The sequence below is a fragment of the Streptomyces roseicoloratus genome, from assembly GCF_004117935.1.
Taxonomy (GTDB): Bacteria; Actinomycetota; Actinomycetes; order Streptomycetales; family Streptomycetaceae; genus Streptomyces; species Streptomyces roseicoloratus.
The window spans coordinates 189949-209965 of record NZ_SDOY01000118.1; the positions used below are offsets into that span (position 1 = coordinate 189949).

Here is a 20017-nt window from a genome sequence, read left to right on the forward strand (position 1 = left end):
CCCCGGCGGGGCACCGCTCCGACCTTGGGATACTCCACAGATGCCACGCGTGCTGCTGATCGAAGACGACCCCTCCGTCCGCGAAGGCGTCGAGCTCGGACTCCGGCGCCGCGGCCACGAGGTGCGGACCGCCGCGACCGGCGAGGCGGGACTCGCCGCGCTCCGCGAGTTCCGGCCCGATCTGCTGCTGCTCGACCTGATGCTGCCCGGTATGAACGGCGTCCAGGTGTGCCGCCGGGTCCGGGAGGGCAGCCAGCTGCCGATCATCATGCTCACCGCCCGCGGCGACGACTTCGACGTGGTCATCGGCCTGGAGGCCGGCGCGGACGACTACATCGTCAAGCCCGCCCGTACCGAGGTCATCGAGGCCCGCATCCGCGCGGTGCTCCGCCGCATCGAGGAGCCCGGCGGCGGGCGGCCCTCCGTGGAGTTCCACGGCGAACTGGCCATCGACCGGGCCGGGCTCACCGTCGCCAAGAGCGGCGAACGGGTCGCCCTCGCCCCCTCCGAGCTGAAGCTGCTGCTGCACCTGACCTCCGCGCCCGAGCAGGTCTTCAGCCGCCAGCAGCTCCTCGAACACGTCTGGGAGCACAGCTTCCACGGCGACGCACGGCTCGTCGACGCCTGCGTACGGCGGCTCCGCAACAAGATCGAGGACACGCCCGGCGAGCCCCGCTACATCCAGACCCTGCGCGGCTTCGGCTACCGCTTCGGCCCGCTCCAGTGAGAGCGGACACGTCGGTGAGAGCGGACACGTCGGTGAGGATGGGAACGTCGGTGAGGCCGGACACAGCGGTGAGGCCGGACACGTCGGTGAGGCCGGGGACATGAGAAGCCGGACCGGGGAGGACGACGAGACCCGGAGCGACCCGGCCGGGAGGGGCCGGCGCAGGCCCAAGGGCCACAAGGCGAAGGACCGCAGGCCCAAGGGCCGCAAGGCGCAGGACCGGAGAGCGAAGGACCCCGGAGTGAAGGCCCATGTGCCCGGCGACGCCGGACCGCCGCCGCGAAGACGCCGCCCGCGCCCCTTCGGGCTGCGCACCCGGCTGGTCCTCGCCTTCCTCCTGGTCGCCGCCGTCGGCTGCGGCACCACCGCCGCCCTCACCTACCGCGCCGCCCGCAACGCGATCCTGGAGCAGACCCAGGACACCGCCGTCACCGCCTTCCGGCAGCAGGTCGAGACCCTGAGCACCCGGATGCCGGTCGACCCCGAAGGGCTGCGGACCGAGCTCCAGCGCATCGCCCGGCTGGGCAAGCCGCGGCCGTGGCGGGTGTACGCGGAGTACGGCAGGCTGCGCGTCTCGTCCACCGACCGGCCCGAGTCGACCGTCCTCACGCCCGAACTGCGCCGCCGCGCCACCGCCGTCGGCACCACGCACGGCAGCTTCCAGCGCGTCGTCAAGAACGGCACCCCATACCTGACCATCGCCGTGCCCGCCGTCTTCAGCGGCCGCGGCGGCTACCCGGCGAGCCGTCCCACCGGCCTCGTCGTGTACGCGGTGATGGACCTCGGCGAGGAGGAGGCCAACATCGAGGCCATGGTCCTCGCCGCCCGCGACGGCGCGCTGCCCGCGCTGCTCGTCGCCCTGTTCCCGGCGCTGCTCGCGTCCCGTGGCGTGCTGCGCCCCGTGCGGGAGCTGCGGCGGGCCGCCCACAGCATGGGCCGCGGCCGCCTGGACACCCGCATCCACGCCAAGGGCAGCGACGAACTCGCCGACCTCGCCCGGACCTTCAACGAGTCGGCCGCCGCGCTGGAACGTTCCGTCGCCGAACTGCGCCGGGCCGAGGCGCGCGCCCGGCGCTTCGCCTCCGACGTCTCGCACGAACTGCGCACCCCGCTCGCCGGCATGCTCGCGGTCACCGAGGTCCTCGACGAGGACGCCGGCGCCCTCGACTCGGACACGGCCCGCGCCGTCCGCCTGATCAGTGCCGAGACCGGCAAGCTCGCCGTCCTCGTCGAGGACCTCATGGAGATCTCGCGCTTCGACGCCCGCGCCGCCGAACTCCACACGGACGAGGTCGACGCGGCGGAGGCCGTCCGCAAGACCCTGATCAACCGCCACTGGACCGACCCGCAGCAGATCGTGCCCCTCCTCACCGAGGGCATCCGGGTCCGGCTCGACCCGCGCCGCTTCGACGTGGTCGTGGCCAACCTGGTCGGCAACGCCCTGCGGCACGGCCGCCCGCCCGTGACGGTCCGGGTGTACGCGGAGGGCGACCGGCTCGTCACGGAGGTGGCCGACCGGGGGCCGGGCGTCCCCGACGACGTGCTGCCCCACGTCTTCGACCGCTTCTACAAGGGCGACCCGGCGCGGACCCGCTCGACCGGCAGCGGTCTCGGCCTGGCCATCACACAGGAGAACGTACGACTGCACGGCGGCACCGTCGACGTCGCCAACCGGCCGGACGGCGGCGCCGTGTTCACTGTCAGGATTCCCCTGTGAGCATGCGAGAAGTGACATGGATCCGCCGGACCGCCGCCGTGCTGTGCCTGCCGGCGCTCGCCGCGTGCGGCATCCAGGGAAGCGACGTCGTGGAGGCCGGCGGGGCGGCGACCGTCGCCGTGGAGCCGACCGGCGGCACCAAGCTGATGCTGTACTTCGTCGGCGAGGACGGGCAGCTCATGCCGGTCACCCGCAGTCTCGGCCTGGCCGTCGGGCCCTCGTCGGACCTCAGCCTCATCGACGACAACGGCCGCGTGCTCGTGCCCCACTACGAGATAGACGGCCCCGGCGACTACCGGATCGCGACCGACACGGTGCTCCGCACCCTGCTCGAAGGCCCGGACGAGGAGGAACGTGCCGCCGGACTCACCACCCGGCTCAACCTGCACGGCGCGGGCGAGCCGCACGTGCGGCGTGAACAGTTCCGCGACGGGCGGCCGGCGCTGAGCATCCGGCTGGCGACCCGCGTGCAGGACTTCGACACCGTCGCCCACCAGCAGCTCGTCTGCACCGCCGCCTACGCCGAGGGCTACGGCGGCGCGGCCACCGTCCTGGTCACCGGCACGGACGGGGCACTTCCGGAGACGCGCTGCGAGGCGTAGGGGGCCTGACGCCCGCGGGCGCGCCCCGTGCCTACCGTGCCCGCAGTTCCGTCAGGACGGCGTCCGTGAACGGCGGCCACGCCTCGATCGCCCACGGTCCGAACGGCCGGTCCGCCAGGGCCACGCACGCCGCCCCCGCGTCCGGGTCGACCCACAGGAACGTTCCGGCCTGCCCGAAGTGCCCGAAGGTCCGCGGCGACGACGAGGCACCGGTCCAGTGCGGCGACTTGCCGCCGCGGATCTCGAAGCCCAGCCCCCAGTCGTTCGGCCGCTGGTGCCCGTAACCCGGCAGGATCCCGGTCAGTCCCGGGTACGTGACGGTCATCGCGTCCAGGACCGTGCGCGGGTCCAGCAGCCGCGGCGCCTGCACCTCGGCGGCGAAGCGCACCAGGTCGTCCACCGTCGACACGCCGTCCTTGGCGGGCGAGCCCTCCAGCGTCGTGGAGGTCATGCCGAGCGGCTCCAGGACCGCCTGGTGCAGGTACTCGGCGAACGGGATGTCGGTGGCCTTCGCGACGTGGTCGCCGAGCACCTCGAAACCCGTGTTCGAGTAGATCCGGCGGGTGCCGGGCGCGGCCGTCACCCGGTTCTCGTCGAAGGCGAGACCGGACGTGTGGGCGAGCAGATGCCGTACGGTCGCGCCCTCCGGCCCGGCCGGCTCGTCGAGGTCGATCGCGCCCTCCTCGTACGCGACGAGGACCGCGTACGCCGCGAGCGGCTTCGTGACGGAGGCGAGCGCGAAGCGGCGCCCGGTGGGACCGTGGGAGCCCGCCAGGGTGCCGTCCGCACGGACGACGGCCGCCGCCGCGGTGGGGACGGGCCAGTTCTCGATCGACGCCAGGGACACCAGGCCGGGCACGCTGCTCTGCTGCATGCTGCCGAGCCTACTTGCTTGGAGTGCACTCCAACCTTTTAGCGTGGAGGTCATGAGCGTGATCGACAGCACGACCACGAGCACCACGGCCACCGGCACGAACACGACGGCCACCGCGCCCCTGGCGCAGGAGCGGTTCACCATCAGCGAGGTCGCCGCCCTGACCGGGCTTTCGGCGCACACCCTGCGCTGGTACGAGCGGATCGGCCTGATGCCGCACGTCGACCGGACCCACACCGGCCAGCGCCGGTTCACCCGGCGCGACCTGGACTGGCTCGCCTTCGTCGGCAAGCTGCGGCTCACCGGCATGGCCGTCGCCGACATGGTGCGGTACGCCGAGCTCGTACGGGAGGGCTCCCACACCCACGACCAGCGGCGCGCGATCCTCGAAGGCACCCGCGACGACGTCGTCGCCCGCATCGCCGAACTCCAGGACGCCCTCGCCGTGCTCGACCGCAAGATCGATCACTACGGAACCATCTGCGGAGGCACCCCTTCATGAGCGCGTCCACGACCACGCCGGCCGGCCGGACCGGCCCGGCCTTCCCCATCGACACCGTGCGCCTCGGCGGCCCGGACGGGCCCGCGATCGGGGTCCAGGGCTTCGGCGCGATGGGCATCAGCGAGTTCTACGGCGGCACGGACGAGGCCGCCGCCCGTGACACGCTCGACGCGGCCCTGGAGGCCGGCGTCACCCTCATCGACACCGCCGACGCCTACGGACACGGCGCCAACGAGGAGTTCCTGGCCCCGTTCGCCGCCGCCCACCGCGACGAGATCGTCCTCGCCACCAAGTTCGGCATCGAGCGGCACGCCGACGATCCCCTCCGCCGCGGCGTCAACAACTCCCCGGCCTACATCCGGCGTTCCGTCGAGGGCAGCCTGCGCCGGCTCGGCGTCGACACCATCGACCTGTACTACATGCACCGCATCGATCCCGCCGTGCCGTTCGCCGAGTCCGTCGGCACCATGGCCGAGCTCGTCAAGGAGGGCAAGATCCGGCACATCGGGCTGAGCGAGGTCACCGGCGCCGAGCTGCGCGAGGCCCACGCCGTCCACCCGATCGCCGCGCTCCAGTCCGAGTGGTCGCTGTTCTCCCGCGGCGTGGAGCGCACCGCGGTGCCCGCGGCGGCCGAGCTGGGCGTGACCTTCGTGCCGTACTCGCCGCTGGGCCGCGGCTTCCTCACCGGCGCGTTCGCCGACGCGTCGAAGGACCTCGCGGACGACGACTTCCGGCGGCGGCAGCCGCGCTTCAACGGCGAGAACGCCGCGCGGAACGCGGCGCTGCTGGACCCGGTCCGCGCGATCGCCGCGGACCACGGGGCGACGCCGGCACAGATCGCGCTGGCGTGGGTGCAGCAGCGGGCGGCGGTGCACGGGCTGACCGTCGTGCCGATCCCGGGGACGCGGAAGAGGGCGCGGCTGCTGGAGAACGCGGCGGCCACGCGGATCAGGCTGAGCGAGGCCGAGCTCGGTCTGCTGGAGCCGATCGCCGGACGGGTCGCGGGGGACCGGTATCCGGACATGCGGTACACGTCCGAGGAACGGGAGGCGTGACGGCCGGGGGACCGGCCCCCGCCCCGGGCCCCCTCGACCCCGTGGGCGGTGGAGGGCGCCGGCGCCCCCTCCCGCCGCCGTGGTCTCACGCCAGGCCCAGGGCGAAGATCGCGAACCCTGCCGCCAGGGCGCCTGCCGCGGCTCGGCGGGTGGTGCTCGTGTGGGTCCAGGGGGACTCGAAACCTCGGGCGTGGCGGCCGATGAGGAGGAGCAGGGCGGCGAAGACCGGCATCCAGGCCAGGCGGGCCAGGATCCAGGTGACCGAGTCGGGAGGACCGATCAGGCCCGTGAGCCCGCCCGCGTACGAGGCGGGGATCGCGGCGGCCAGCATGGCCGTCTGGTGCCAGCACAGGATCGTCATCGCCGACAGGTTGATCACCACGACCGGTGCCCACAGGGCCGGGCGTCGCAGCAGCCGGCCGAGGCGGTCGCGGAGCAGGATCGCCGCGCCGCTCTGGGCGGCGGCCAGGGCCAGGACCAGCAGGGACGGCGGGTGCGAGTTGGTCCGGGCCTCGCCGGGGACGCCGACCATCGACGCCGGGTAGCCGAACCACACGAGCAGCGCGGCGAACAGCGCGGCACCGCCGAGGAGGAGGGCCCGGGCGTGGCGGCGGGTGACCCGGCCCTCGCCCCAGGAGACGCCCAGCTGATAGGCGAACAGCCAGCCCGGCAGGATGTTGAGGACGCTCAGCCAGGACGGCATCGCCTCGGCGTACGGCCCGTAGCGCAGGAAGTCGACCACCGCGACCGAGCCGAGCAGCGGGGCCGCGGCCCACACGCCGAGCCGGCGGGCGGCCCGGACGCAGTACGGCGTCAGCGCGGTGACGACCGTGTACACGCCCACGAACCACAGCGGCTGGATCACCAGCGTGGACGCCGTGCGCAGGGTGTCGGACGGCACGCCGAAGCCGAAGTGGAGCGCGGGCAGCAGTGCCGCCCACACGGCCGTGACGCCGAGCACCGGCCGGCCGAGGCGGGCCAGGCGGCCCTTCAGCCACTCGGCGGTGGAGCCCCGGTGGCGGCGGAAGGAGAGGACGGACGCGTAGCCACCGACCAGGAAGAAGATGCCCAGCATCTGGAGGACCCAGCTTACCGGGGCCAGTCCGCCGAACGTGGACAGCGGGCTCGCGTTGTGGATCGCGCCGTCCGCGGAGAGCGTGAACCCGCCGAGCAGCCAGTGCCCCGTGGGCACGGCGAGCAGTGCGAGGGCCCGCAGTCCGTCGACCGCGCGGTCGCGGTGGGCGGGAGTGCCGGACTCGATCCTGGTGACCAGGGTGCGGAGCGTCGTCATCGGACCTCTCCCTCGGCGATCGCGGCGAAGGCGCGGAGGGACTCGGTGCCGGGCGCGAAGTAGCCGTCGTGGCCCCGGGCGTCGGCGGCGGGCACCGGTCTCGCGCCGAACCCGGGACTCGTGGGGTCGGTGCCGTGGCCCAGTCCGGCGAACTCGACGTTCGGCACCCGGTCGATCCAGTCCGTCGGGTCCTTCGCCGCCCACACCCGCGCCGAGGTGTTCAGCGCCGCCACGTCGTCCGCCCGCATCCCGGGCGACGCGACGGCCACCAGGTCCTCGGCCTCGAGCGCGTGCGCGGCGAGCCCGCAGACCACGGAGCCGTAGCTGTGGCAGAAGACGGAGGGTGCGGCGGCGCCGACGGCTTCGAGGCCCTGGGTGAAGCGGACCAGCCGTTCGGCGCCGGCCTCCGCCAGGTCCCCCGTGGCGGCGTCCAGGCCGACGCCGACGGGCGTGGTGTAGCCGGCCCAGGCGACCACGGCGGTCCGCCCGCCGGTCGCCTCGCGCAGGGCCGTGGCCTTGCGGGTCAGCGAGTCGAGGTTCCCGGCGTCGGTGTCCGAGCCGGGCACGATCACCGCCACGTGCTCGGCCGCCGTCAGGTCGCCGTACACCAGCACCGCCTGCCCGCGGCCCCGTGGGTCGTACGCGAGCACCTGCCGACCCGCGAACCTCCCGCCCGAAGCACGGGAGTTGGCGGCGTAGCGGAGGGCCGGCGGGACGCCGTCGAGGTTGCCGACGACCCCTGGGTGCTCGCGCAGCAGCCGCTGTCGTTCCCGGCTGCCCAACCCGGCGAAGTACGCCGCCGTCTGAGCGGGCGTCATCCGCTCCGGGTCCGGCAGGCCCTCGGCCCGCCAGGCCGCCGTGCCGACCGGTGCCCCGGTCACCGCCTGCTGGGTCGTTCCGGACGCCCAGCCCGCGGTGCCCGCCATCACGGCGGCGGTGAGCGCGGTGGCCACCAGGGTCCTCGTGAACCGGCGCATCGGCCACTTCCCTTCCGTTCCTGTTCCTGTCGTCGTGAGCGAGAGGAAGGTAGGAACGGCACGGGTGACGGCACGTCACACCAGGGCGCCAACCGTGAAGTGATACCGGGGTAGGGGGCGGACGAGGGGCCGGCCCCCGGCGGATGGTGGGGTTTTCCCCTCTACTGGCCGCCCGGCGTGACCAGTCCCGACTCGTACGCGAAGATGACCGCCTGCGCCCGGTCGCGCAGGTCCAGCTTGGCCAGCACCCGCCCGATGTGGGTCTTCACGGTCTGCTCGGCGAGCACCAGGTGGTCGGCGATCTCCTGGTTCGACAGGCCCCGGGCGATCAGCTCGAGGACCTCCGTCTCGCGCGGCGTCAGGCCGTTGAGGCGCAGGGCCGCCCGGTCGCCGCGCGGCGCCGGCCGGGACGCGGCGAAGTCGGCGATCAGCCGCTTCGTGACGGACGGCGCGAGCAGCGCCTCGCCCGCCGCCACCACCCGCACCGCCGCGATCAGGTCGGCCGGCGGCGCGTCCTTCAGGAGGAAGCCGGAGGCGCCGGCGCGCAGCGCCTCGTACACGTAGTCGTCCACGTCGAAGGTGGTGAGCATCAGCACCTTCGGCCGGTGCACGACGCCCCGCGGCGGGTCGAGGATCTCCCGTGCCGCCGCCAGCCCGTCCATCTCCGGCATCCGCACGTCCATCAGGACCACGTCCGGACGCGTCGTACGGGCCACCTCCACGCCCTGCCGGCCGTCGGGCGCCTCGCCCACCACGTCGATGTCGGTCTGCGCCGAGAGCAGCGCGGCGAAGCCGGCCCGCACCATGGCCTGGTCGTCGACGATGATCACGCGGATGGTCACGGAAGGTCCTTCAGGGGTTGGTCAGCGGCAGCCGGGCGGCGACCCGGAAGCCCCCGTCCGGCAGCGGCCCGGTGTCCAGCGAGCCGCCGGTCAACCGTACGCGTTCGCGCATCCCGACGAGACCGTGCCCGGTGCCCGAGCCGCCCTCCAGCGGCGAAGTCCGTTCGGCGGCGGGCCCGTTGACGACCAGCACGGTCAGCCAGCCCTCGCCGTCCCCACGGACCGACACCCGGGTCTCGGCGCCCGGCGCGTGCCGGACGACGTTGGACAGGGCCTCCTGCACGATCCGGTACGCGGAGAGGTCCACCGCCTGCGGCACCTCGACGGATTCCGTCAGGTCCGCCGGCATCGCCAGCTCGGCCGGCACCCCCGCCCGCACCGTCGCCTCCACCAGCTGCTGCAGCCGGTCGAGCCCGGGCTGCGGCGCCCGCTCGCCCTCCGTGCCCTCGCTGCGCAGCACCGCGAGCAGCCGCCGCATCTCGGTCAGCGACTCGCGCGCACCGGACGCGATCGACGCGAACTCCTCGCGCGCCGCTTCCGGCAGGTCCGGGATGCGGTACGGCGCGGAGTCCGCCTGGACGGTGATCACCGACATGTGGTGGGCGACCACGTCGTGCAGCTCGCGCGCGATCCTGGTCCGTTCCTCCAGCAGGGTGCGGCGGGCCCGTTCGGCCTCGCTGATGGTCTCCTGCTCGACGAGCCGCCGCTCGGCCTCGCCGCGCCCGCGCAGGGTCGCGGTGAGCAGCAGCACGATCCCGCTGAGCACGAACAGCAGCACGATCACGCCGCTGCCTGGGCGTTCGGGCGCGAGGATCTCGAAGACGGCCCCGGCGGCGCCGGTCACCAGCCACACGCTCACCAGGGCGCGCCGGGACTCGCGCAGCCCCAGGGCGAGCATCAGGAACAGGTAGCCGATGACGACCATGGGCGTCCACGGCCAGGGCAGTTCGTGGTAGTCGGAGTCGAGCAGGGCGAAGCCGCCCAGGACGTCCGCCGTGATGATCACCCACCAGGCCTGGAGCGGCCGGGTGACGGCGAGGAACAGCGGCACGGTCTGCGCGGTCGCGAGCGCCCCGGCGATGGGGCCGTCGACGTGGTAGTCCTGCATCAGCACGGTGATGGTGACCGGCAGCAGGCTCGCGACGAGCGCCAGGGCCACGCCGTACGGCAGTCGGCGGACCCAGGGCGAGGACGCCCGGGCGAGCAGGGGCTCGCCGGGGCCGGTCGGGGTCGCGAGGGCGGTCCCGAAGCTCCTGAGCAGGTCCTGGGCGCGGGCGCCGGACGTCCGCTCACGGCCCTTGGCGCCGGGCGCCCGCTCGTGGTCCTCGGCGCCGGACGTGGGCCGCGGGGCGTCGGATCGCGGCGCGGGCGGCTGTTCTTGTTCCTTTTCCTTCATGGCCCGCCCAGCGTAGGCACCGCGGCCGGGCGGGAACGTCATACCGGGGTGCGGGCCCGGGGGTCATACCGCGGTACGACTCCGGAGCGCGGTACGACTCCGGAGCCGTACGGCACGGGGGCGCGGCTCCGCTGCCGCGGAGGGGTGTCACAGCTCGGCGAGCAGCTCCGCCTTCTTCGCGGAGAACTCCTCGTCCGTCACCAGCCCCGCCCGGTGCAGCTCGCCGAGGTGGCGGATCCTTTCCGCAATGCCCGCCGGGTCCCGGTGCGGCACCGCCTGGACCGCGACCGGCACCCGCTCGGAGGAGTCGCGGATCGCGGCGAGCACGGACGCGGCGAACGGCAGGGACTCGTGCACGGGCCCGTATCCGAGCCCGAAGACGACGGAGGCCGGGTCGTGATCGGGCTGCACCGGGCGGGCGTCGTGGCCGTCACGGCGCACCAGCCGCAGATAGCCGTCGAGGATCTCGGGCGAGCGCCACTCGACGCCGCTGAGGTCCCGCACCCGGAAGGTCTGGTCGCCCGCCTTCCACTTCTCCGAGGAGGCGCCCGTCCAGAACCAGCGGAAGGAGACCTCCGCCTTCCCGTCGAAGCTCGCCTTCCCGTCGTACGCCTTGAAGGACTGCGGCCCCTCGGGCGCCGCCACCAGGAAGCGGTCCGCCGGTCCCAGGTCCGCGTACGGCGCGAGCGCGGCGCGCAGCTCGTCGCGGTAGTACTCGGCGAGCGTCTCCCGGTCGGCGGGCAGCACGAGGCGGTACGGGTCGCTGCCCTCCTTGAGCTGGCCGGCGGCCGCTTCCACCAGCGGATCGGCCCCGTCCCGCGGCACGGCGTGCAGCACGACGGTGCCCCGCTTCCCGGGGGTGAGCGTCACCGAAGCCAGCGCCTCGTGCGGGACGCGGCGTTCGCGCAGCGCGTTGAGCAGCTTCGGCGTACGGATCCCCCGTTCGAAGCGGATGACGACTGCGTCGCTCTCGAACTCCCAGGTGGCATGAATTCCGGCCAGCACATCACCCATACGCCTCATCGTATGTGGCGTATGCCCCGGCGTCGCCCCTTCGCGACCATCGTAAATCCGCCGTTATCTACGCGCGTCAGACGGTGGTGCCGCCGGAAATTCCGCTGAGGCAAGCGCTCTCTGCGCTCGCGCAGGTCACACGGTCGTACGCGCCGACCCCTATCGCGGCGAAGTTCCGCAGGCTGCTCGTACCCGGCTCGAAGTAGCCGGCGTGCCCTGCGGCGCCGTCCGCCAAGAGCAGCCGCGCGCCGAACTCCGGCGCCACCGGGTCGGCGCCGTGGCCGACCCCGCCGAGCTCCATGTGGGGCACGTCCGCGATCCAGTCGTCGGCGTCCCGCATGGCCCAGATCCGGGCCCGGGTGCCGAGGTCGGCGGCCCGTTCGGCCCGCATGCCGGGGCTGCCGGCCACCACCAGGTCGGTGACCCGGTCGGGCAGCCGGGGCGCGGCGACGCCGCACAGCACGGAGCCGTAGCTGTGGCAGAAGAGGGTGACGCGGGCGTCGCCGGGCAGGGCGGCGGTCAGGCCGACGAGCCGCACGGCGCCGTTCTCGGCCAGCCGCCCGATGGCGGCGTCGATGCCGACGCCGACCGGCGCGGTGTAGTCGGCCCAGGCGATGACAGCGGTACGGGCGGCGGGGTCGGCCCGGCGCTCGGCGGCGTGCAGGGCCTCGGCCATGCCGGCGGGCGCCGAGTAGCGGCGGGCGGTCTTCTGGAAGGTCAGCAGGTTGGTGTCGACGCCGGGCACGATCACCGAGATCCGCCGGGCCCGGTCCAGGTCGCCGAGCACCTCCGCGGTCCGGCCCGTGCCCGTCGGGTCGAAGGCGAGGATCTGCCGGTCCGGCCGCATCAGGCTGGTGAAGCGGTGCACCCGGCGCACGGCCTCGTGCCGGCCGGCCGCGGTGAGCCGCGGATCGTCCACCCGCCCGCGCTCGGCGGCCAGGGCGCGGGCCAGGGACTGCCGGTTGGCGCGGTAGCGCAGGCGGAGGGGGACGCCGTTGAGGTTGCCGACGACGAGAGGGTGGGTGTCGGCGAGCCGGGCGCCCTGCGCGGGGCCGATCGCGGCGAAGAACGCGGCGATCGTCCGGGCGGGCGCCTTCGGGTCGGGCAGCGCGCGGTGGCCCGCCCGGGCGTGCGTCCACGCGGCGAGCGCCTCCTCCCGCGACTGCCCCGGCGGGCGCTGATGCCGGATCGTGGTCCACCCGGTCGTCGCCAGGAGCACGAACACCACGGCGAGCGCGAGCAGCATCCGCCAGGCGGTGAGGGTGGGGGAGGAATCGAAGGAAGGCATCGGCCGCCACCCTAGGGGGCGGCGGGGCAGGCCCGGACGGCGAGTGACGCGGATCACTTGGCGGTGAGGGGTGACGCTACGGTACGTGCGCGCGGGCGTACAAGGAGCGTGGGGTCGTGGTCCGGGAGCGCGGGGCGGGCGAGGGCGCGGGTCGTTGTACGGGGAGCGCGGGCGAGAGCATGGGCCGCTGTGCGGGGAGCGCGGGCGAGGGTGCGGGTCGTTGTGCGGGGAGCGCGGGGCGGGGCGTTCGCGCGCCGCCGTGCGGGGAGTTGCGGGCGGGTGTTGACGTTCAGGAACGCCAGTGCGGCTCCAGGGCCGGGGCCAGGTGGTCCAGGTAATGCTCGGTGAGGGCACGGATGGATTCCAGGGTGGGGTTCTCGCTGCGGCCCCACAGCTGTCCGGTCACCCGCATCACGCCACTGAACGCGGCGACCGCGATCCGGGGGCGCGGGTCCTCGTCCACGTCGACGCCCTCGCGCTCGGCGATCAGTTGCGCGAGGGTCTCCTCCATCTCCGTGGAGCGGCGCAGATGGGCGGCGAGGAGGGCCGGCGTCGACTCGATCATCTGGTAGGTGCGCAGATGGAGGTCGACGGGCACCACCTCGACGATCGCCTCGCCGATGGTGTCCCAGGAGCCCAGGACGGCGTTGCGCATCGCGTCGAGCGGCCCCTCTTCGGCGGGCCGTTCGGCGAGAGCCCGTACGAATCGTTCCTCCACCATCTGCTGGACGGCGAAGGCCACGTCCTCCTTGGTGGCGAAGTAGCGGAAGAAGGTCCGCTGGGAGACGTCGACGGCGTCGGCGATCTCGTCGACCGTGGTGCGGTCGAAACCCTGTGTGGTGAACAGTTCGAGAGCGACCCTGACCAGCGCGTCACGGGTGCGCTGCTTCTTGCGCTCGCGCAGACCGGGAACGGTCATGTCGGGCCCTCTTCCCGCTGCTTTTCCGCCGGTTCGTCCGGCTCAGGGTACCTGTGAGCTACGTGACAGTTACCGGCGCGTGAATCGCTTTGTCAATTGTCAGTGACTGACACTAGCCTCCTTCGCATGACTAGTCAGATCACCGTGGAAAAGGCCCCGCAGGGTCAGGGGGGCGGCGGCCGACCGCCGGAGACGGCCCCGGGGAAGGGACTGCGCGGCCACCCGTGGCTGACCCTGTTCGCCGTCGCCGCGGGCGTGATGATGGTCGCGCTCGACGGCACGATCGTCGCGATCGCCAACCCCGCCATCAAGGAGGACCTCCAGGCCTCGCTCGCCGAGGTCCAGTGGATCACCAACGGCTATCTGCTCGCGCTCGCCGTCGCGCTGATCACCGCCGGCAAGCTCGGTGACCGCTTCGGCCACCGGCAGACCTTCCTCATCGGCATCGCCGGCTTCGCCCTCGCCTCCGCCGCGATCGGCCTGTCCGGCTCCATCGGCCTCGTGATCGCCTTCCGCGTGCTCCAGGGCCTCTTCGGCGCCCTGCTGATGCCCGCCGCCCTCGGCCTGCTGCGCGCCACCTTCCCGGCCGAGCAGCTCAACATGGCCATCGGCATCTGGGGCATGGTCATCGGCGCCTCCACGGCCGGCGGCCCGATCGTCGGCGGTCTGCTCGTCGAGCACCAGAGCTGGCAGTCCGTCTTCTTCATCAACGTGCCCGTCGGCGTCCTCGCGCTGGTCCTCGGCCTGGTGATCCTCAAGGACCACCGCGCCGAGAACGCCCCGCGCTCCTTCGACGTCCTCGGCATCGTGCTGCTGTCCGCCGCGATGGGCGCCCTGATCTGGGGCATCATCAAGGCCGGCGAGTCCTGGGGCTGGACGAGCGCCAACACCTGGGGCTGCCTGGCCGGCGCCGTCGTCCTCTTCGCGCTCTTCGCCCTGTGGGAGACCCGGGTCAAGGAGCCGCTCATCCCGCTGAAGATGTTCCGCTCCGTGCCGCTCTCGGCCGGTGTGGTCCTCATGGTCCTGATGGCCTTCGCCTTCATGGGCGGCCTGTTCTTCGTGACCTTCTACCTCCAGGGCGTGAAGGGACTCAGCCCGGTCGACAGCGGTCTCGCGCTGCTGCCGCTGACGGGCATGATGATCGTCTCCTCGCCGCTGGCGGGCGCGCTGATCACCAGGTTCGGCCCGCGGGTCCCGCTGGTCGGCGGCATGGTCTGCACGGCCGCCGCCATGTTCGGCATGCTCACCCTCACCGCCGGCACGGGCGGCCTCGCGATGTCCCTCTGGTTCGCGCTGCTCGGCCTGGGCCTGGCCCCGGTCATGGTCGGCGCCACCGAGGTCATCGTCGGCAACGCCCCGCTGGAGCTGTCCGGCGTCGCCGGCGGTCTGCAGCAGGCCGCGATGCAGGTCGGCGGCGCGCTCGGTACGGCGGTCCTCGGCGCGGTCATGTCGTCGAAGGTGGCGAGCGCCTTCGACGAGAACTGGAAGGCCGCCGGCATCCCGGTGCCCGCCGACCCGCGCCTGGAGCAGGCGGCCGAGTTCGGCATGGTGCCGCCGGAGCTGGCCAAGGCGCCCGGCATGACGCCGGAGCTGTTCCAGACCATCGGCAAGGTCATCCACGACACGTTCATGGACGGCATGGGCCTCGCCTTCACCGTCGCCGGTGTCGTGGCCGTCGTGGCGGCGCTGGTCGCCACGCTCACCAAGCGCGGTGAGAACGCGGAGGCGGGCGCGGGCGCGGCCCACATCTGAGTCCGCCGCCGGTCTCTTACGTTGGTCTGCCGGCGGTCTGCCGGCGGTCTGCCGGCGGTCTGCCGGCGGTCTGCCGGTGGTCCGCCGGCGGTCTGCCGGTGGTCGGTGGGCGGTCTGCCGGTGGTCTGGCGTTGGTCTGCTGACGGTCTGCCGGTGGTCTGCCGGTCCTCCGTCAGGGTTCCCGTAGGGGGCCGTCACCCGTTCGCGTGAACGGGGGCGGCCCCTCTTCCGTTGGTCGGATCTCTTCGCCATGCTTTTGATTACAGAGAGTGACGAAACGGGGGTTCACCAGGATGTTCACGAAGACGACGCTGTCGAAGTCCGTGCTCGCCGCCGGAGTGGTGCTGGCCGCGCTCCTCGCGGTTCCGGCCGAGGCGGCCGCACCGAGGGGCACGACGCTCGGGGCCTGCGGCCCGGGCCAGCTGTGTCTGTGGCCCAAGGCCGACTTCAAGGGCCGGGCGCAGGCGTACGAGCTGTCCGCGGTCGACATCGAGAGCTGTGTCGCCCTGCCGGCCGGCACGAGCGCCCAGGCACTCGCCAACCGGACCGGCCGGCCGGTCACCACGTACCAATCCGCGGAGTGCGCGGAGACCGGCGAGTTCGAGACCTACCCGGGGCGCGGCACCTGGGCGCCGCAGACGCCGTACCAGGTGCGGGCGTTCAAGATCTGGGAGAGATGAGGGGCCGGGGAGAGCCGGCCCGGGGACGCCGGAGGGCGGTGGGACCGTCCTCGGTCCCACCGCCCTCACCAGGGGCCGCGAGCGCTGCGCGCCCTACGCGTCGCCGCCCGCGGCTCCGGGGTCGGCGGCCGCGACGTCGAGCAGCTGGTAGCGGTCCACGGCCTGCTTCAGGGCCGAGCGGTCGATCTTGCCGTCCTTGGCCAGTTCGGTGAGGACCGCGAGGACGATCGACTGGGCGTCGATGTGGAAGAAGCGGCGGGCCGCGCCGCGCGTGTCCGCGAAGCCGAAGCCGTCCGCACCGAGCGAGGTGTAGCGGCCCGGCACCCAGCGGGAGATCTGGTCCGGCACCGAGCGCATCCAGTCGGAGACCGCCACGAACGGACCCTGGGCGGCCTGCAGCTTGCGCGTCACGTACGGGACGCGCTGCTCCTCGTCCGGGTGGAGCAGGTTGTGCTCCTCGACGGACACGGCCTCGCGGCGCAGCTCGTTCCAGGACGTGGCGGACCAGACGTCCGCGCGGACGTTCCACTCCTCGGCGAGGATCCGCTGGGCCTCCAGGGCCCACGGCACGCCGACGCCGGAGGCCATGATCTGCGCGGGGACCGCGCCGGCCTCGCCCTTCCGGTAGAGGTGGATGCCCTTGAGGATGCCCTCCACGTCCACGTCCGCCGGCTCGGCCGGGTGCTGGATCGGCTCGTTGTAGACCGAGAGGTAGTAGAAGACGTCCTCGGCCTCGGGGCCGTACATGCGGCGCAGACCGTCCTGGACGATGTGCGCGATCTCGAAGCCGAAGGCCGGGTCGTACGCGACGCACCCCGGGTTGGTGGAGGCCAGCAGGTGCGAGTGGCCGTCGGCGTGCTGGAGGCCCTCGCCGGTGAGCGTCGTGCGGCCGGCGGTGGCGCCGAGCACGAAGCCGCGGGCGAGCTGGTCGGCCATCTGCCAGAACTGGTCGCCGGTGCGCTGGAAACCGAACATCGAGTAGAAGACGTAGACCGGGATGAGCGGTTCGCCGTGCGTGGCGTACGCGGACCCGGCGGCGATCAGCGAGGCGGTGCAGCCCGCCTCGGAGATGCCGTCGTGCAGCATCTGACCGGTCGGGGACTCCTTGTACGCGAGGAGCAGTTCGCGGTCCACGGCCTCGTACTGCTGGCCGAGCGGGTTGTAGATCTTGGCGCTCGGGAAGAACGAGTCCATGCCGAAGGTGCGGTACTCGTCGGGCGCGATGAGCACGAAGCGCCGGCCGATCTCCTTGTCCCGCATCAGGTCCTTGAGCAGCCGGACGAAGGCCATCGTGGTGGCGATGGACTGCTGGCCGGAGCCCTTCTTCACGGCCGCGTAGGTCGTGTCGTCGGGCAGCACCAGCGGCTTGGCGCGGACCACACGGGTGGGCACGTACCCGCCGAGCGCCTTGCGGCGGTCGTGCATGTACTGGATCTCCTCGGAGTTCCGGCCCGGGTGGTAGTACGGCGGCAGGCCCTCCTCCAGCTGCTTGTCCGTGATCGGGATGTGCAGCCGGTCACGGAAGCGCTTGAGGTCGTCGACCGTCAGCTTCTTCATCTGGTGGGTGGCGTTGCGGCCCTCGAAGTTGGGGCCGAGCGTCCAGCCCTTGACGGTCTTGGCGAGGATCACCGTCGGCTGGCCCTTGTGGGCCTTGGCCGCGGAGAACGCCGCGAAGATCTTCCTGTGGTCGTGGCCGCCGCGGCCCAGGTGCAGGACCTGGTCGTCGGTCATGTTCTCGACCATGGCCCGCAGTCGCTGGTCGTCGCCGAAGAAGTGGTCGCGGATGTAGGCGCCGGTCTCCGTCGCGTACGTCTGGAACTGCCCGTCCGGCGTGGTGTTCATCTTGTTGACGAGGATGCCGTCGCGGTCCTGCGCGAGCAGCGGGTCCCAGGAGCGGTCCCAGATCAGCTTGATGACGTTCCAGCCGGCGCCCCGGAAGACCGACTCCAGCTCCTGGATGACCTTGCCGTTGCCGCGCACCGGCCCGTCCAGGCGCTGCAGGTTGCAGTTGACGACGAAGGTGAGGTTGTCGAGGTTCTCACGGGCCGCGAGGGTCAGCTGGCCCAGCGACTCCGGCTCGTCCATCTCGCCGTCGCCGAGGAAGGCCCACACATGGGACTTGGAGGTGTCGGCGATGCCGCGGGCCTCCATGTAGCGGTTCATCCGGGCCTGGAAGATCGCGCCGAGCGGACCGAGGCCCATCGACACCGTGGGGAACTCCCAGAAGTCCGGCATCAGCCGCGGGTGCGGATAGGAGGACAGACCGTGCGGGGCCCTCGACTTCTCCTGGCGGAAGGCGTCGAGCTGCGCCTCGTCCAGCCGGTCGAGGAGGAAGGCACGGGCGTAGATGCCGGGGGAGGCGTGGCCCTGGAAGAAGATCTGGTCGCCGCCGTCGCCCTCGTCCTTGCCGCGGAAGAAGTGGTTGAAGCCGACGTCGTACAGCGAGGCGGAGGAGGCGAAGGTGGCGATGTGGCCGCCGACACCGATGCCCGGGCGCTGGGCGCGAGAGACCATGACGGCCGCGTTCCAGCGGGTGGCGTTCAGGACCTTGCGCTCGATCTCCTCGTTGCCGGGGAAGAAGGGCTCGTCCTTGGTGGCGATGGTGTTGACGTAGTCCGTGCTGCGCATCTCGGGCACGGCCACCCGCTTCTCGCGGGCCCGCTCGATCAGCCGCAGCATGAGGTAGCGGGCGCGCTCCCGGCCCCGCTCGTCGACGGCGGCGTCCAGGGAGTCGAGCCATTCCCGGGTCTCTTCCGGGTCGAAATCCGGGACCTGGCTGGGAAGACCGCCAATGATGATCGGGTTGCGATCGGATGCGGAAGCCACGCTGTTCCTTCGCTTGGTCGGTGGAGCCCAGCGGAACGGAGACCCCGCTGGGGCCGGGATGTTCATCGTGTACCCCGCCGACGGCAAACGTCATCTTTACCGAGCGGTAACCCTCGCGGGGTGCCCTGTCCGGTCCTTGTCCGGTCAAATCGCAACCTTACGCTCATCCCGCGCATGCGTTCCGTCCATACGTTCGGCAGACTGAAGCCGCAGACACCCACAAAGCGGGGCGAAGAGTGAGCACCTCGTCACGGAGCGCGACGGACGCTCGCCGGAAGTTGCGGCGAGACGGCCCCAAACGTCACCGTTTCGGCGGTCTCATCGGCCGGGTACTTGCGCGATCCGCCCCGGCACGTGTGGACTACGGCCAGCGTCACGCGCCCGCGCGTGGCGAGGCATTTTCCGATACATGAGCAGGAGGCAAGCCGTGAGCGCGACCGCGGACCACGCGGAGGAGCGGACCAACCCGGCAGCGAGGCTGGGGTTCGAGCCCGGACAGGTGGTCCAGGAGATCGGCTACGACGACGACGTCGACTTCGATCTCCGTGAAGGCATCGAGTCCCTCATCGGCCAGGAACTCGTGGACGAGGACTACGACGACGTCGCCGACGTCGTGCTGCTGTGGTTCCGCGACGAGGACGGAGACCTCACCGACGCCCTGGTGGACTCCATCGGTCTTCTGGAGGACGGCGGCCAGATCTGGCTGCTGAGCCCGAAGACGGGCCGCGACGGCTACATCGAGCCGAGCGACATCAACGATGCCGCGCAGACCGCCGGTCTCTCCCAGACCAAGAGCATCAGCGTCGCCAAGGACTGGGTCGGCACCCGACTCGGCACTCCGAAGCGCTGATCCCCCTACGCTGCGCAGGAGCCCCCGCCGGACCCCGGCGGGGGCTCCCGCGCATGCGCACGCCCTCCCGCGCGTCCGGCGCGCCGGCCCGGAGCCCAGGCCCGCCCCCGGGGCCCGTAGGGTGGGTTTCACCGTTCCGGCCCAAGGGACGGGCCGCCGGAGAAGGGATGCGTACGCGATGGCGATCGAGATCGGCGCCGAGGCCCCCGACTTCGAGCTCAAGGACAACCACGGCCGGGCCGTGCGGCTGTCCTCGTTCCGCGGCGCGAAGAACGTCCTGCTGTTCTTCTACCCCTTCGCCTTCACCGGTGTGTGCACCGGCGAGCTCCGCGCGCTGCGCGACCGCCTCGACGAGTTCGTCAACGACGACACCCAGCTGCTCGCCGTCTCCAACGACTCCATCCACACCCTGCGCGTCTTCGGCGAGCAGGAGGACCTGGAGTTCCCGCTGCTCTCCGACTTCTGGCCGCACGGCGAGGTGTCCCGCGCGTACGGCGTCCTCGACGAGGACAAGGGCTGCGCGGTGCGCGGCACCTTCGTCGTCGACAAGGCCGGCACGGTCCGCTGGTCCGTCGTCAACGCCCTCCCGGACGCCCGCGACACCGACGAGTACGGCAAGGCCCTGGCGGCCCTCTGAGGCCCCGTCCAGGGCGATCGCCCGCCAACACTCGGGCGAAACGTCTGTTTCGACTGGGAACCCGTCAC

General features: G+C 72.6%; 18 protein-coding genes. 9 read left to right on the forward strand and 9 right to left on the reverse strand.

Annotated elements, in window-relative coordinates; genetic code table 11:
* Nucleotides 1-40 precede the first annotated feature (40 nt).
* From ESG85_RS16665 to ESG85_RS16675, 3 genes are all read left to right on the forward strand, one after another.
* Nucleotides 41-727, forward strand: a complete 687-nt coding sequence (locus tag ESG85_RS16665) for a response regulator transcription factor (protein WP_128980035.1) — start codon at nt 41-43, stop codon at nt 725-727.
* A 100-nt stretch (nt 728-827) separates the two neighbouring features.
* Entirely contained in the window at nt 828-2444 is a 1617-nt protein-coding gene (locus ESG85_RS16670) for a sensor histidine kinase (protein WP_128980037.1), read from the forward strand.
* A 2-nt stretch (nt 2445-2446) separates the two neighbouring features.
* The gene (locus ESG85_RS16675) at nt 2447-3046 is read left to right on the forward strand and encodes a hypothetical protein (RefSeq protein ID WP_128980039.1); all 600 of its coding nucleotides are present in this window, start codon (nt 2447-2449) and stop codon (nt 3044-3046) included.
* 31 nt (nt 3047-3077) lie between these two features.
* On the opposite strand, the gene ESG85_RS16680 is transcribed toward ESG85_RS16675, so the two are convergent.
* Nucleotides 3078-3920: a serine hydrolase domain-containing protein gene (locus tag ESG85_RS16680; RefSeq protein WP_128980041.1), complete on the reverse strand. Its 843-nt coding sequence runs from the start codon at nt 3918-3920 to the stop codon at nt 3078-3080.
* Between the two features lie 52 nt (nt 3921-3972).
* Here ESG85_RS16680 and ESG85_RS16685 point away from each other — a divergent pair, with 52 nt between their 5' ends.
* Together ESG85_RS16685 and ESG85_RS16690 are read left to right on the forward strand one after the other, a co-directional pair.
* A complete protein-coding gene (locus ESG85_RS16685; protein WP_128980043.1) occupies nt 3973-4422 on the forward strand; it encodes a MerR family transcriptional regulator in 450 nt (149 codons plus the stop codon).
* Entirely contained in the window at nt 4419-5477 is a 1059-nt protein-coding gene (locus ESG85_RS16690) for an aldo/keto reductase (RefSeq protein WP_128980045.1), read from the forward strand. Before ESG85_RS16685 ends, ESG85_RS16690 begins: the two co-directional genes overlap by 4 nt.
* Before the next feature lie 85 nt (nt 5478-5562).
* On the opposite strand, the gene ESG85_RS16695 is transcribed toward ESG85_RS16690, so the two are convergent.
* The 7 genes from ESG85_RS16695 to ESG85_RS16725 all read right to left on the reverse strand — a co-directional run bounded on the left by ESG85_RS16695 (nt 5563) and on the right by ESG85_RS16725 (nt 13204).
* The gene (locus tag ESG85_RS16695; RefSeq protein WP_128980047.1) at nt 5563-6768 is read right to left on the reverse strand and encodes an acyltransferase family protein; all 1206 of its coding nucleotides are present in this window, start codon (nt 6766-6768) and stop codon (nt 5563-5565) included.
* A complete protein-coding gene (locus tag ESG85_RS16700; RefSeq protein ID WP_128980049.1) occupies nt 6765-7745 on the reverse strand; it encodes an alpha/beta hydrolase in 981 nt (326 codons plus the stop codon). The genes ESG85_RS16695 and ESG85_RS16700 overlap by 4 nt, the downstream gene beginning before the upstream one ends.
* Before the next feature lie 161 nt (nt 7746-7906).
* A complete protein-coding gene (locus ESG85_RS16705) occupies nt 7907-8587 on the reverse strand; it encodes a response regulator (protein WP_128980051.1) in 681 nt (226 codons plus the stop codon).
* A gap of 10 nt (nt 8588-8597) precedes the next feature.
* A complete protein-coding gene (locus ESG85_RS16710) occupies nt 8598-9983 on the reverse strand; it encodes a sensor histidine kinase (protein ID WP_128980053.1) in 1386 nt (461 codons plus the stop codon).
* 147 nt (nt 9984-10130) lie between these two features.
* Nucleotides 10131-10997: a DUF4429 domain-containing protein gene (locus ESG85_RS16715; protein WP_128980055.1), complete on the reverse strand. Its 867-nt coding sequence runs from the start codon at nt 10995-10997 to the stop codon at nt 10131-10133.
* A gap of 76 nt (nt 10998-11073) precedes the next feature.
* The gene (locus tag ESG85_RS16720; protein WP_128980057.1) at nt 11074-12285 is read right to left on the reverse strand and encodes an alpha/beta hydrolase; all 1212 of its coding nucleotides are present in this window, start codon (nt 12283-12285) and stop codon (nt 11074-11076) included.
* Nucleotides 12286-12574: 289 nt separating this feature from the next.
* Complete coding sequence (locus ESG85_RS16725) at nt 12575-13204, reverse strand: TetR family transcriptional regulator (protein ID WP_128980059.1); 630 nt, start codon at nt 13202-13204, stop codon at nt 12575-12577.
* A gap of 258 nt (nt 13205-13462) precedes the next feature.
* Here ESG85_RS16725 and ESG85_RS16730 point away from each other — a divergent pair, with 258 nt between their 5' ends.
* Both ESG85_RS16730 and ESG85_RS16735 read left to right on the forward strand, forming a co-directional pair.
* Nucleotides 13463-14956: an MFS transporter gene (locus tag ESG85_RS16730; protein WP_425471245.1), complete on the forward strand. Its 1494-nt coding sequence runs from the start codon at nt 13463-13465 to the stop codon at nt 14954-14956.
* A gap of 293 nt (nt 14957-15249) precedes the next feature.
* Nucleotides 15250-15636 carry a peptidase inhibitor family I36 protein gene (locus ESG85_RS16735; RefSeq protein ID WP_128980063.1) on the forward strand — a complete coding sequence of 129 codons (387 nt, stop codon included), beginning with the start codon at nt 15250-15252 and terminating at the stop codon, nt 15634-15636.
* Between the two features lie 93 nt (nt 15637-15729).
* Here the strand turns inward: ESG85_RS16735 and aceE are convergent, their stop codons facing one another.
* Nucleotides 15730-18462, reverse strand: coding sequence for a pyruvate dehydrogenase (acetyl-transferring), homodimeric type (gene aceE / locus ESG85_RS16740; RefSeq protein ID WP_128980065.1), 2733 nt, complete (start codon nt 18460-18462; stop codon nt 15730-15732).
* A 427-nt stretch (nt 18463-18889) separates the two neighbouring features.
* Between aceE and ESG85_RS16745 the strand changes: the two genes are divergently transcribed.
* Both ESG85_RS16745 and ESG85_RS16750 read left to right on the forward strand, forming a co-directional pair.
* Complete coding sequence (locus ESG85_RS16745; protein ID WP_128980067.1) at nt 18890-19312, forward strand: DUF3052 domain-containing protein; 423 nt, start codon at nt 18890-18892, stop codon at nt 19310-19312.
* A 178-nt stretch (nt 19313-19490) separates the two neighbouring features.
* Nucleotides 19491-19949, forward strand: coding sequence for a peroxiredoxin (locus ESG85_RS16750; RefSeq protein ID WP_128980069.1), 459 nt, complete (start codon nt 19491-19493; stop codon nt 19947-19949).
* Nucleotides 19950-20017: the final 68 nt, after the last annotated feature.